Annotated in this window: 12 protein-coding genes; 7 read left to right on the forward strand and 5 right to left on the reverse strand. The window is 63.0% G+C overall.

The genetic code is table 11. From position 1 onward, the window contains the following. Positions 1-15: 15 nt before the first annotated feature. Positions 16-1650: an amidohydrolase gene (locus SMD31_RS12980; RefSeq protein WP_320501322.1), complete on the forward strand. Its 1635-nt coding sequence runs from the start codon at positions 16-18 to the stop codon at positions 1648-1650. 126 nt (positions 1651-1776) lie between these two features. Here SMD31_RS12980 and speB read toward each other — a convergent pair whose 3' ends face one another. Continuing rightward, positions 1777-2736, reverse strand: coding sequence for an agmatinase (gene speB / locus SMD31_RS12985; protein WP_320501323.1), 960 nt, complete (start codon positions 2734-2736; stop codon positions 1777-1779). A 251-nt stretch (positions 2737-2987) separates the two neighbouring features. Between speB and SMD31_RS12990 the strand changes: the two genes are divergently transcribed. Beyond that, positions 2988-3338: a PilZ domain-containing protein gene (locus SMD31_RS12990; RefSeq protein WP_320501324.1), complete on the forward strand. Its 351-nt coding sequence runs from the start codon at positions 2988-2990 to the stop codon at positions 3336-3338. Positions 3339-3419: 81 nt separating this feature from the next. On the opposite strand, the gene SMD31_RS12995 is transcribed toward SMD31_RS12990, so the two are convergent. The 3 genes from SMD31_RS12995 to SMD31_RS13005 all read right to left on the reverse strand — a co-directional run bounded on the left by SMD31_RS12995 (position 3420) and on the right by SMD31_RS13005 (position 6451). Continuing rightward, positions 3420-3719, reverse strand: a complete 300-nt coding sequence (locus tag SMD31_RS12995; RefSeq protein ID WP_320501325.1) for a PilZ domain-containing protein — start codon at positions 3717-3719, stop codon at positions 3420-3422. 213 nt (positions 3720-3932) lie between these two features. After that, positions 3933-5063, reverse strand: coding sequence for an NAD(P)/FAD-dependent oxidoreductase (locus tag SMD31_RS13000; protein ID WP_320501326.1), 1131 nt, complete (start codon positions 5061-5063; stop codon positions 3933-3935). After that, positions 5060-6451, reverse strand: coding sequence for an MATE family efflux transporter (locus SMD31_RS13005; RefSeq protein WP_320501327.1), 1392 nt, complete (start codon positions 6449-6451; stop codon positions 5060-5062). Before SMD31_RS13005 ends, SMD31_RS13000 begins: the two co-directional genes overlap by 4 nt. Positions 6452-6546: 95 nt before the next feature. Between SMD31_RS13005 and SMD31_RS13010 the strand changes: the two genes are divergently transcribed. The 5 genes from SMD31_RS13010 (at position 6547) to glcF (ending at position 11829) form a co-directional block, all read left to right on the forward strand. After that, positions 6547-7500: a class I SAM-dependent methyltransferase gene (locus tag SMD31_RS13010; RefSeq protein WP_320501328.1), complete on the forward strand. Its 954-nt coding sequence runs from the start codon at positions 6547-6549 to the stop codon at positions 7498-7500. A gap of 122 nt (positions 7501-7622) precedes the next feature. Further along, positions 7623-7748, forward strand: a complete 126-nt coding sequence (ykgO, locus tag SMD31_RS13015; protein ID WP_133612612.1) for a type B 50S ribosomal protein L36 — start codon at positions 7623-7625, stop codon at positions 7746-7748. Positions 7749-7891: 143 nt separating this feature from the next. Continuing rightward, a complete protein-coding gene (locus SMD31_RS13020; RefSeq protein ID WP_320501329.1) occupies positions 7892-9379 on the forward strand; it encodes an FAD-linked oxidase C-terminal domain-containing protein in 1488 nt (495 codons plus the stop codon). Continuing rightward, entirely contained in the window at positions 9380-10522 is a 1143-nt protein-coding gene (locus SMD31_RS13025) for an FAD-binding protein (protein WP_320501330.1), read from the forward strand. A 5-nt stretch (positions 10523-10527) separates the two neighbouring features. Continuing rightward, positions 10528-11829, forward strand: a complete 1302-nt coding sequence (gene glcF, locus SMD31_RS13030) for a glycolate oxidase subunit GlcF (protein WP_320501331.1) — start codon at positions 10528-10530, stop codon at positions 11827-11829. Positions 11830-11840: 11 nt separating this feature from the next. Here glcF and SMD31_RS13035 read toward each other — a convergent pair whose 3' ends face one another. Then, positions 11841-13004: a helix-turn-helix transcriptional regulator gene (locus SMD31_RS13035; RefSeq protein WP_320501332.1), complete on the reverse strand. Its 1164-nt coding sequence runs from the start codon at positions 13002-13004 to the stop codon at positions 11841-11843. Positions 13005-13255: the final 251 nt, after the last annotated feature.

Consider the following 13255-nt stretch of genomic DNA (forward strand, 5'->3'; position numbering starts at 1 on the left):
GAAGGCAGGCAGGCGATGGCTGGCTCACCCGATCTCGTAATCCTCAACGGCAAGATCCGCACCATGGATCCCTTGCAGCCCCAGGTCGAAGCCTTGGCGGCCAAGGACGGGCGCATCGTCGCCATCGGCCGCAATGACGAGATCAAGGCGCTGGCCAATGGCGCACGAAGGGTCGATGCCGGTGGGCGCCTCGTTCTGCCTGGTTTCCAGGACACGCACATTCATCTGCAGGACAGCGGCACCGGGTTTTCCAGCAGCGTCAATCTCGAGGGCGCCAAGACGGTCGAGGAATTGCAGCAGCGCCTGCGTGAGTTCTCGCAAAAGACCAATGACCTCTGGGTCAAGGGCACCGGCTGGTATACCGGGATCTTCGGCGCGCAGAATCTCAATCGCCAGGTGCTCGATGCTGCCGTGCCGGACCGCCCGGTCTTCATCTTCGCGGCCGACGGCCACAACGCAGCTGTCAACACCAAGGCCTGCGAGATCATGGGCCTCGACAAGAGTGTTGCCGATCCCTCTGGTGGTGCCTTCGTGCGCGAGGACGACGGCACCCCGACCGGCCTCATCTATGAAGACGCGATCGATTGGATCCGCGCCCGCATGCCCAAGACCAATCTCGACGTCTATGCGAAGGGCGTGCAATACGGACAGAAGCTCTGCAACACCCACGGCATCACCGGCGTGCTCGATGCCATGGTGTGGGAGCGGCATATGAAGGTCTATAAGGCGCTGGACGAAGCGGGTGAGCTCAGCGTGCGCTTGACCGCCACGGCAAAGGTGTTCCCCACGGAAACCGTGAAGGATGCGCTGGGCCGGGTCGAGGCGCTGCGCCGCGACTATCGCACCGCAAATACGGCCGTGCATTCGGCCAAGTTCTTCCTCGACGGCGTGGTCGAGAACCGCACCGCGGCGATGATCGAAGATTACTCCGACGCCACCGGCGGCAATGCGCCAATCATGTTCGACGAGACGTTGCTCGAGCAGCTTTTCATCGCCTTCGATGCGGCGCGGTTCCAGCTCCATGTCCATGTCATCGGCGACCGGGCGACCCGTGTGGCCCTTGACTGCATCGAAGCGGCACGGAAAGCGAATGGGGCCTGGCCGAGCCTGCATCAACTGGCCCATGTCCAGCTCATCCACCCCAACGATATCCCGCGCCTGCGTGACTTGAAGGTTGTCACCAACATGCAGCCGCTCTGGGCGCGCTGCGAGCCGTCGGTGACCGAGATGGCGCTTCCCTTCGTCGGCAAGGAGCGCGGCCGCTGGATGTATCCCTGGCGCACTATCGTCGACAGCGGCGCCCCTTACGCCGTCAGCAGCGATTGGGGCGTGTCGACATTGAACCCGTTTCCGATCATGCAGACGGCAGTGACGCGCCAGCCGGCGCATGTCGCCAAGGACTTCCCGATCTTCGAGGCGCAAGAGCGCATGACGGTGGAGCAGGTGGTGCGCGGCTACACCACGCTTGCGGCGGCCGCTGCCTGGCGCGCCGACGAGACCGGCTCACTGACGCCCGGCAAATATGCCGACGCCATCATCCTCGATCGGGATATTTTCGAGATCGATCCTTACGAAATCGGCGACACGCAGGTCGACCTCACCTTGCTCGGCGGCAGGGAAGTGCATCGCTCGGAAGGGTTTGCTGGGTAGCGGAACCGCCATTGTTGTCATGGCCCGCTTTAGGCGGGCCATCCACGAGTTAGTTGGCGGCACGAAGAAAGAAACTCGTGGATCCCCCGCCTTCGCGGGGGATGACAATGAGAGCGTTGACGAACCCTACCTCCGGCTATCGATCCGCTCCGCCAGCAGGCACAGGATCTCATACATCAGGGTCGCGGCGACCAATGCGGTGTTGCCGGTGGGGTCGAAGGGCGGGGCCACTTCGACGACATCGGCGCCGACATAATCGAGATTGCGCAAACCGCGCAGCAGCTTTTGTGCCTCGAGTGTCGTGATGCCGCCGATTTCCGGCGTGCCCGTGCCGGGCGTATAGATCGGGTCCAAGCCGTCCACATCGAAGCTTAAATAGACCGGGCCATCGCCCACGACGCGGCGCGCTTCCTGGATCACGGCATCGACGCCGATCTCGGCGAACTCCTCCATGAACACGACGCGCATGCCGCTCTTTTGCGAGAAGTCCCAGCCATCGGCCGTCGTCTGCGCACCGCGGATGCCGATCTGGATGACGCGCTTGGGGTCCAGCAAGCCTTCCTCGGTGGCATTCCGGAAGGGCGAGCCATGGGAGAATTTCGAGCCCTGGAACATCTGCCAGGTGTCGGTATGGGCGTCGATATGGATCATGCCGACCGGGCGGTCCTTGGCCAGCGCGCGCAGAATGGGCAGCGAGATGGTGTGATCGCCGCCGGCCGTGAGCGGCGTGATGCCATGTCCCTTGATCTTGGCGAACACCGTTTCGATCTCGTCCAGCGCGCCGGGATGCTGCAGCAATTTGGTGAAGAGCACGTCACCCAGATCGGCGACACTGACCAGGTCGTAGGGGTTCACGCGCGTCACATGATGAATGGTGCGCATGAAGGAGGATTGATTGCGGATCTCGCGCGGGCCATGGCGGGCACCGGCCCGGTTGGTGACGCCGCCGTCATAGGGCACGCCGATGAGGCCGATATCGATCCCGCTCCAATCCTCGCCGGCCAGCGGCACGCGCATGAAGGTTGGAATTCCCGTGTAACGCGGCTGCGTCATGGCTTTGGTATCGGTCTTGCGGCGCTCGGCCATGTGGCTGTTCCCCAAACTGGAATGGCGATCTGAATGATGGATAAAACCCCAAATTGATGGGGCAGCGGAGCTTAGCGAGGCCGGCGCGGTCGTGCCAGGGTTAACCTCTCATTAAGCATGGGTGCAGAAGCTGCGGCGTTTCGGGTCCTCTGCGTGATTGGGTGTGTCCAATTGGGCCATTATCGTTTGCCCCGACGCGAAGGGCTCGCTTATCTTCATTCCGGCCCGTCCAGAAACGGAGGATGGCCGTCATGGCTGATGACGATCAGGACCCGGATCACCGACGACAACCGCGCTTTCAGTTTGGGGGCACGGCGATGCTGGTCTTCGATGACGATAATGCGCGGCGCACGCTGGCCATCACCAATTATCGCAACATCTCGCAAGGCGGCGCCTGCATCCTGACGCCGGACGTCAAGGGCTTTGCGACCGGCGACCGCATGTATCTGATGCCCGAGCGTTATCGCCGCAAACGCGAGGCCGTGGTCGTCGATCTCGGGACCGGCCGCCTCCATCTCGAAATTCCACGCAGCCAGGAACTCAGCGAATTCGAAGTCGCCGAGATTCTCGAAAAGCTCAATCTGCTGGACGGCAAGGACTGAGTGGCGCGTTGCGTTTACAAAGCGCCGTCATCCCAGGGTATGACGGGACGGCTCAGTCCAGATCGGAGATAGCCGTGTGCGCTAGCGGACGATGCTGGAAATGATGATCGCGCCGGGGAAGGCCATCGCGATATGCGAGGGGCTGACGCGGACGACGGTGGCGATGGTGGGGCCAACCTTCGGCAGATCGAGCGAAACCTTGTCGCCGACAGCGACCGGGCCGCTGGTTTCAACCAAGGCGCCACCTTCGGAAATATCGACCAGGCGACACGTCACGCGGGCGCCCTTGATCAGGACGTCGGTCGGCAGATTGACCACGTAGCGTTGTGCGCGGCGGCGATCGCCATGCTCGTCGGTGTCTTGCTGCAAGTTGCTCATCATTTCATCCAATCCCCTTCGCTCCGGCCGGCAATATCCGGGGATCGGAGCAGCCCCGCTTGACCATCCATCAGGATCCCCCCGGATCATCGACAGACGGCGTTCTCAAGCGGGCAATGTGCCACGATCAGCCTAGGGCGCCAAGCCTCAATGCCCCCATAGAAGCCGGCATATGGTGAAGATTTCGTTATCAAGAATGCGGCGACGACCGAATTCTCATCCGCGGCAGCGCGCCGGGGCCAATTCCGCCAGTTTGAGCCCACGCGCCAGCAGATCCGCCGGCACCTCGTTGCGCACTATAAGGCTGCGGGTGAGGCGCCCCAGGGCCGCTGCCAGCATGATGCCATAGCCGCCCTGGCCAGCCAGCCAGAAGAAGCCCTCTGCATCGTCATCGAAGCCGACCACGGGGCAGTGATCGGCAACGAAGCTGCGCAAGCCCGCCCAGCTGTGCTCGATCCGCTTCACCGTGAGATGCGTGTTCCGCTCCAGCCAGTCGACGATCATCGCCATGTCGAGATCCTCCGGCTGCGCGTCACAAGGCGGGCTTGGCGTCGCGTCGCCCAGCGATGCCATCAGCCGTCCGGCGTCGATCTTCACATAGGCCTCGGTGGCGCCGTCATCGACCGCCGGCATGGTGGCGGGTGCCAGGGCGGGATCGCCGGCGATGATGATGGCGGTCCGGCGCATCGGCACCAGGCCGATGGGCTTGAGGCCCGCCATCTGCCCGATCTCATCGGCCCAGGCACCGCCGGCATTGACGGCGATGGGGGCAGCAAACGTCGCGCCGGATGTCGTGGTGGCACGCCACAAGCCGGCCTCCCGCTCGATCCTGGTGATGCGATGGTCGGTGAAGACCTTGCCGCCGCGATGCTTCAGCAGTTTCAGGAAGCCCTGGTGAATGGCGCCTGCATCCATGTCCATCACATGGGGATCGAGCGAGGCGCGGGCCACGGCTTCACGGCGCAGCAGCGGCGCCAGCTTGCAGGCCTGGTCGGGCGAGATCTCCTGCAGGGGCGTCTCAGGCGTCGCCATCGCCATGTATTCGTCGATCTTGGCTTCCGATCCGGCGGGCACGAAGGTCATCGCCTGGCGCGGCGTCAGCAAGGGGTGATCGGTGAAGCCCGGCATTGGCGCACGGTAGAATTCGGCGCTGGCGGCGATGATGGTGCGCACAACGGCCGGCCCGTAATTGGGCGTGTAGAGTGCCGCCGACCGGCCGGAACTGTGATAGCCGGCGCGTTCTTCCATTTCGACCAGCGTCACACTGCCGGCTTGCGCCAGTTCAGCCGCTGCGGCAGCACCCGACACCCCGGCGCCGATCACCAGGTAATCGCTGGCAGCACTCATCGCCACAACCCTTCCGGCCGCGAACTCAAATAGTGGAAGCGCCAGCCAAGGCCCATCGCCGCGACGATCAGCGCCGCGATCAGCGACCAGATCAGCGCTGGAACGCCGGCCCCTTGCAGAAATCCAATCATGTAACCCATGGGCAGGCCCACCACGACGAAACTGACGATATAGACGATGGTGGGAATCAAGGTGTCCGCCGTACCCCGCAGGGCGCCCATCAACACGCCTTGTAGGCCATCGACGATGAACAGCAAAGTGGTAAGCGTGAGGGCCGCCGTCAGCAGCGGCAGCACCAGTGGGTCCTGGCTGTAGGCGCCGGCGATCTTTGGCGCGAGAACCGCGGTGACGCTGGCGACCAACCCCATCACCGCCACTTCCAGGCCGACGGCGGTCCAGCCGGCGCGGGCGACATCACCCGCGTTGCGCCGGCCGATCGCATTGCCGACGCGCACAGAGGCGGCCGTCGACAACCCCAATGTCAGCATGTAGACGAAGCTGGTGAAATTGATCGTGGCATACATCGTGGCAAGCTCGGTGCTGCCAAGCCAGCCGGCCATGTAGATCATCATGTTGAAGCAGGCGGTTTCGGTGCCGATGGCAAAGGCCAGCGGCAATCCCAGCCGCAGCATGTGCTTGAGCGTCGCGGCATGCAGGCTGAACCAGGGCAGGGCGCCGTACTTGGTACGGTCCTTCATGGAGAGGATGTAGGTGGCGATTGCTGCCAGCATGCACCAGCGCGTGATGGTGGTGGCAAGCGCCGACCCCGCGGCCCCCATTTCCGGAGCCCCCAGATGCCCCAACACGAAGACCCAGTTCAGCGCGAAGTTGATGAGATTGCCGGAGAGCGCGATGACCATGCCGGGCATTGGCCGGTTGATCCCCTCCAGGAAGAATGAGCAGGCGCTGAACATCAGGATGCCGGGCAGCGAATAACCCAGGATGGCAAGCGCCCTGCCGCCACCGTCGAAAGTCTCCGGCGGCTGCTGAAAGAGTCTCAACAGGCTTTCGGCCGGCGAGAGCACCAGCATGAAGACGATTCCGATGCCGCAGGCGATGGTGAGGCCCGCGCGCAAGGCGCGTCCGCATTCCAGATATCGTTCGGACCCGGCAGCCTGGGCGGTGAGAATGATCGTCCCGATGAGCAGGCCGACGCCGACCACCATCAGCGTCACCTGGGGGATGGCGGCAGCGCCGAGATCCGCCAGCGCGGCCGTTCCCTGCCAGCCGCAGAAGATGGCGTTGACCGTGAACATGATGACAAGGCCGGCGCGGGCTGCCATCACCGGCAGGGCCAATGCAACCGTCCGTTTCAAGTGATAGGAGAGCGGCGCGGGCGACGCCGGCTGGGTCCCTTCACCCGGGCCGGGCACGCGAAGCGGCGACATGATGGCCGGACGACCTCAACTTGCGATTCAGGAATGCAGAAGGTAGAGTTAAGTAGTTGATTTGCCGTGAATCGGCAATGGCCCATTGGGGGAAGATGAAAACCGAAGACGGTGCCAAAGTAGCCTGGAACGTGCGCCTGCGCGCATGGTGGGAAGGCGAGGAAATCCGCGTCGCCGCGCCAAGCGCACAGGGCCCGGGCACCCGGTCTGAGCCGGTCCTGACCGCGCCGGCCGTCGTCATTCCGCCATTGATGCCCTGGGAAAACGAAGCGATTCGCATCCAGCAGCAGGTGTGGGGCGAGGGCTACTATAAGCCCGGCGGCGAGGAGCATGTGCTTGGATTGGCCAAGCCCTTTGGCCTCAACCCCTCCCTGACGGTGATGGAGTTCGGCGCTGGCCTCGGCGGCGGAACCCGCGCTCTGGTCAACGAATTCGGCGTATGGGTGAGCGGCCTGGAGCCGACGGCGGACCTTGCCAAGGCTGGCAAGGAAATGTCGATCAAGGCCGGTCTCGAGAAGAAGGCCGATATCGTCCGCTACGCGCCCGAAGGCTTCGAGCCCAAGGCGGGCTCGGTCGATTGCATCTTGTCCTCTGAGTCGCTCTATCTGGTCGAAGACAAGGAAAAATTGCTGAAGATCTTCGAACGGACCCTGAAACCCCGCGGCCAGGTCTCGATCACGGATTTCGTCCGCAGCGACGAGCTGCAGGCCAATGACCAGAAGCTCCAGGGGCTGGGCCTCGCCCCAGCCGATCCCACCCATTTCGCCTCCAGCGCCGAATATGTGAAGTGGTTCCGCGAACTCAATTTCGACCTCCGGGTCAATGAGGACATCACCGAGCGCTACCGCAAGCTGATCATGGATGGCTGGGTCGATTTCACCCAGGCGGGCGGCCAGAAGGCTGCTCATGCAAAAGCTCTTCCAGAACAAGTGGTTAAGGAAGTTGAGCTGTGGTCCCGCCGGGTTGCGGCCATGGATGCCGGCCATCTCAAGGTCATGCGCTATTACGCCATCAAGCTGGGCGGCACCAAGCTGATGTCGAACTGGTAACCGGCTGTTAATTCATATATTTCAGCAACTTGAGGACACCAGACGATGGTTGACAGGTCCCGCCCTGGTCACTATGTTGCGCCACCATTTCAAGACTCGTTGTTTTCTCAAGGAACCGGACCATGAAGGTTGTTAATTCGCTGAAGTCGGCCAAGGCGCGGCACAAGGATTGCCGTATCGTGCGCCGCAAGGGCCGGGTCTACGTGATCAACAAGACCAATCCGCGCTTCAAGGCGCGCCAGGGTTGAGCATCCTCACCCTGGGATTGGGCTGCGCAGGCTGAAGAATTTCGGTCCAGCGCGTTGATCGAGCTGGATCCGACTGACTGAATGAAGAAACCGCGCGTGGGACTTTCCCCGCGCGGTTTCTTTTTGCGCTATAGAATCGTCCCATGCTGATGCCGCCGCCCGATACAGCAGCCCTGGCCGCTGCCCCGGATTTCGTTGCCGCTTTGCGCGCGGCCCTCGGCGCCGAGAATGTCATTTCTGACACCCGCGCCATGCGGCCATATGAGAGCGATGGCCTGACCGCCTATCGCCAGGTTCCCTTGGCGGTTGCCCTGCCACGATCGACGGCGGAGGTGTCGGCCGCCCTCAAGATCGCGCATCGCTTCAATATCAAGGTAGTGCCGCGCGGCGCGGGGACCTCGCTCTCGGGTGGTGCGCTGCCATTGGCTGATGGGTTATTGCTCGGCCTCGGCAAGCTCAACAAAATTCTCGACATCGATCTCGCCAACCGCTGCGCCGTGGTGCAGCCAGGTGTCGCCAATCTGGCGATCTCTCACGCGGTGGCGGGCGACGGCTTCTATTACGCGCCTGATCCCTCCAGCCAGATCGCCTGTTCGATCGGCGGCAATGTCGCCGAAAATTCGGGCGGTGTGCATTGCCTGAAATACGGTCTCACCACCAACAACCTCCTCGGCCTTGAGGTGGTGCTGATGGATGGCGAGATCATCAGACTCGGCGGCAAGCATCTCGATGCCGGCCTTTACGATCTCATGGGGCTCTTCACCGGCTCAGAAGGTCTTCTGGGCGTCGTCACGGAAGTCACCGTGAAGCTGTTGAAGAAACCAGAAGAGGCGCGTGCGCTCCTTGCCGGTTTCGCCTCGACCGAAAGTGCCGGCGCGGCGGTCGCTGCCATCATCGGTGCCGGCGTCATTCCCGCTGGCATGGAGATGATGGACAAGCCCGCCATTCATGCCGCCGAAGATTTCGTCCATGCCGGCTACCCGCTCGATGCCGACGCCTTGCTCATCGTCGAACTCGATGGGCCGGAGGTCGAAGTCGACGATCTCATCGCGCGCGTGAGCAGCATCGCGACGGCGCATGGCGCCACCGGTTTACGCGTCAGTCAAAGCGAAGCGGAACGCCTGCTCATCTGGGCCGGGCGCAAGGCGGCGTTCCCAGCGGTCGGGCGCATCTCGCCCGATTACTATTGCATGGATGGCACCATCCCGCGCAGCCGCCTGCCTCAGGTTCTCCAGCGCATGAATGAACTCTCCGTGGAACATGGCCTGCGCGTCGCCAATGTCTTTCACGCCGGTGACGGCAATCTGCATCCGCTCATCCTCTACGACGCCAACAAGCCCGGCGAGCTTGAAGCCGCCGAGGCGTTCGGCGCCGATATCCTGAAGCTCTGCGTCGATGTCGGCGGCGTGCTGACCGGCGAGCACGGCGTCGGTGTCGAAAAGCGCGACCTGATGCCCACCATGTTCAATGAAGCCGATCTGGACCAGCAGCTGCGCGTCAAATGCGCGTTCGACGCCGGTAATCTGCTCAATCCCGGCAAGGTCTTTCCGACGCTGCACCGCTGCGCCGAACTGGGCGCCATGCATGTGAAGGGCGGCAAGCTGCCCCACCCCGACTTGCCGCGGTTCTAGATGCTGCTCCCGCAAACCGACGCAGACCTCATTGATATTGTGAGATCGGGCGAGCCGCTCGCACTCTGCGGCCACGGCACCAAGGCCGGCTGGGGTCGTGTGTTCGACGGAAAGCCGGTCTCGTTGCGCAAGTTCAGCGGCATCACCGATTACACCCCGGCCGAACTGGTCATGACCGCCGGGGCAGGGACGCCGCTGGCGGTCGTTGAACAGGCATTGGCCGATGCCGGCCAGTACCTGGCCTTCGAGCCGATCGACCTCGGCCCGCTCTATGGCGGGCCGCGCGGCGAGCAGACAATCGGCGGCGTCATCGCCACCAATCTATCCGGTCCACGTCGGCCCTTCGTCGGCGCGGCGCGGGATTTCTTTCTCGGTTTCAAGGGCGTGAATGGCAGCGGCGAGGCGATCAAGGCCGGTGCCAAGGTGGTCAAGAACGTCACCGGATATGATCTGCCCAAACTGATCGCTGGCTCGTTCGGCACATTGGTCGCCATGACCGAAGTGACACTGAAGGTGATGCCGGCGCCGGAAGCCACTGCGACACTCGTTCTCGACGGGGTCGAGGCCGCAAAGGCACAGCATCTGTTTGTCTCCGTGCTGGGAAGTACCATCGAACCGACGGGTGCCGTGTTTCTGCCGGATCGGCAACGCCTCTATTTCCGGCTGGAAGGGTCCGGTCCCTCCGTTGGCTACCGGTTGGGCGAACTGACGAAGATGGCGGGCGAGGGTGAGGTGTTGACGGGGATTCACGCGGCGGACATCTGGCAGGGCCTCCGCCATATCGACCACGTCTTGGTGCCGGAACCCGCCCTTTTATGGTCGCTGTCGGTGCCGGCGGCGGGCTTTGCCGATGGCCTTGCGTCATTGCTGGGTCAGCTCGATGGGGCGAAAGCCCAGGTTGATTGGGGCGGCGGCAGGATCTGGCTGGCTCATTCCCTCATGGATATCGGTGCTGTCAGGCAGATCATTCGTGGCTATCTCAAGGGGCGCGGCCACGCCACCCTGCTGCGCGCCCCGGATGAGCTGCGGCGCGGGGACGCCGTCTTCTCCCCTGAAGTGCCCGTGCCGCTCCTCAAAAAAATCCGCGCGGCTTTCGATCCCGGTCTCATGTTCAACCGCGGCCGCCTGCATCCGGATCTCTAGCCAGCATGCAGACTCATTTTTCCCTCGCTCAACTTGCCGATCCGGATCTTGCCGCCGCCGACAAGATCCTGCGCACCTGTGTCCATTGCGGCTTCTGCACGGCGACCTGTCCCACCTATGTCATCGCCGGCGATGAAAACGATTCCCCGCGCGGGCGCATCTATCTCATCAAGAACATGCTGGAGCGGGATGAGCAGGCGGATGCGATCGTCGCCCGCCATGTCGATCGCTGCCTCACCTGCCTTTCCTGCATGACGACCTGCCCGTCGGGGGTTGACTACATGCATCTGGTCGATCAGGCGCGGGTGCGGATCGAGGAACAATACAAGCGGCCATTCTTCGATCGCCTCTTGCGCGATGTGTTGAGCGTCGTCCTGCCCAGCCAGACGCTTTTCCGCCTGGCATTGATGATGGGGAAGTTGGCCAAGATCACCGGGGTGCCGTCGCTCTTCGTTGGCCGCCTCAAGGCGATGTTCGACATGCTGCCGGCCAAAATCGCCGCGCCGGCCGTGACCGATCAACCGGGTGTCTTTCCGGCACAAGGGCCGCGCAAGGGCCGCGTCGCGATCCTCGCCGGCTGCGCGCAGCCGGTGCTGAAGCCCGGCATCAACGCAGCCGCTATCCGTCTGCTCAATCGCTTAGGGATCGAGGTGGTGGTGGCCGAAGGTGCCGGCTGCTGCGGCGCCCTCACGCAACATTTGGGCCGCGAGCGTGCGGCCAAGGAAACGGCACGCGCGACATTGCATGCCTGGGCGCGGGAGATGAACGGACCGGGTCTCGATGCCATCGTCATCACGACATCTGGCTGCGGCACCGCAATCAAGGATTGGGGGCACCTGTTCCGCGGCGATGCAGACGAGGCTGTGGCGCGGACGATCGCCGCGAAGGCGCTCGATATCAGCGAGTATCTGGTACAGATCGGCGGTGTTTCGCCGGCCGTGTCGCTGCCGCACATGAGGATCGCCTACCACGCCGCCTGTTCTTTGCAGCATGGCCAACGGGTGCTGGCGGCACCGAAGGATTTGCTGCGCGGCGCCGGCTTCGAGGTCGTCGATGTGCCGGAAGCGCATCTCTGCTGCGGTTCGGCCGGTACCTACAACCTGCTGCAGCCGGAATTCGCCAATCAACTTCGTGCGCGCAAGCTCGCCAACATCGAAAAGACCGGCGCCGATCTCGTCTCGGCCGGCAATATCGGCTGCTTGCAGCAACTCGAAAGCGGTCTCACCCAGCCCATCCTGCATACGGTCGAACTGCTCGACTGGGCCAGCGGCGGGCCGGTCCCGGCGGCTTTGCGGCGCCTCGATTGATGTTGGCCGGGTTACTGTGCGGCGACGAGGCGCTGGGGCTCTTGGTGGCCGTTGCGACCGCCGAGCGGTGAAGTGTGGGTGGCGACCAGCCGCACCAGATCCGCCTGCCTTCCCGCACCGGTCTTGGCGAAAATACGCCGCAGATGCGTCTTCACTGTGCCTTCGCCGATGCCAAGCGATTCAGCCGTTTCCGGCACGCCGCCGATCTCGACGATGGCCAGCAGGACGCGCAGTTCCGTCGGCGTCAGGCCAAAGCTCTGGGCGATGACGCGCGGCGCGGCATCAAGCTCAAGGGCCGCGCGCTGTAGGCAGATGACGGCGGCGGCACCATGCGTGCCATTGCGATTGGCGCGGAAAGACAGCGGCAAGACATGAGCGAGGTAGCTCTCGCCATCGTCATGGGTGAGGGTGAGCCGCAGATCGCGCGGTGCATTGCTGCTGGCCGGGGTCGTCAGCAGGCAGCGCAGCGCGTCATTTGCGGTGCGTTCGCGGAAGGAAAGCTTGCCGGAGAGCGCACGACACAGATCCTGCTCCTCCATCACCAGATAGGCAGCGGCATTGGCATGGAGGATACGCCCCTCGCGGTCGACAAGAATGAGTGCGCTGCCGATGGCATCGAGCGTATCGGCCAAGGCAGCCGCTTCCTCGGATTTCTGTTCCACTGCCCGGCCGATGAAGACCGCGCGGCGCACATGCGGGGCGATGAGCCCCATGCGGCGAAGGACGGTTTCATCCGCCACACCTTGGCTGGCATGTCGGAACACGCCGAGCATGGCCGAGGAGGCGCGCGACTTTTCGAGCGCCACGGTGACGAAATCGACCAGGCCCTGCGGTGCCGCCCATTCCTGGAAGAAGCGCGATTCCATCATCTCGTCCGGGGGGACGAGGCTGGAAACGCTGACCGGCTTTTCCAACTCGGCGAAGTATTGCAGCGTATTGGCCGGGTCCAGCTTGATGTATTGCGTGAAATAGGAATGGCGGAAGGTCGCCTCGATGCGTCCATCATGATGATGGATGGTGCTGTCGATAAGCGCGGGCGTCTTGGTAAAGATCGCGGCGCTGTAGCCCTCGACATAGCTGGCGATCCTGGCCAGCGCCTCGGGCCAAAGGGCAGGGGTTAGCGCCGCGTCATAGACGCGCTCGACCGTTGTCGACAATGCCAATGCTTCGTTCATGCATCACCTCGAATGAGAGGGTTGCCATCCCTGCAAGCCCGTTCGGTATTACCGAAGTAGTGGTGGGTGCATAAGGCAGAAACGTGGAATCTCCAACATTAAAAATCCATAAAATGACCGATATCACAAATAGACGTACGGATTCTGGATCACTAATCGATTGGGTCGATTAAAAGTTCAAAAATAATCTATTTCATAAATCAGGACGACTGCCCTATTTATTGCGGTGCGAGTTAACCGCATCCACCACG

The organism is Dongia rigui, assembly GCF_034044635.1.
Taxonomy (GTDB): Bacteria; Pseudomonadota; Alphaproteobacteria; order Dongiales; family Dongiaceae; genus Dongia; species Dongia rigui.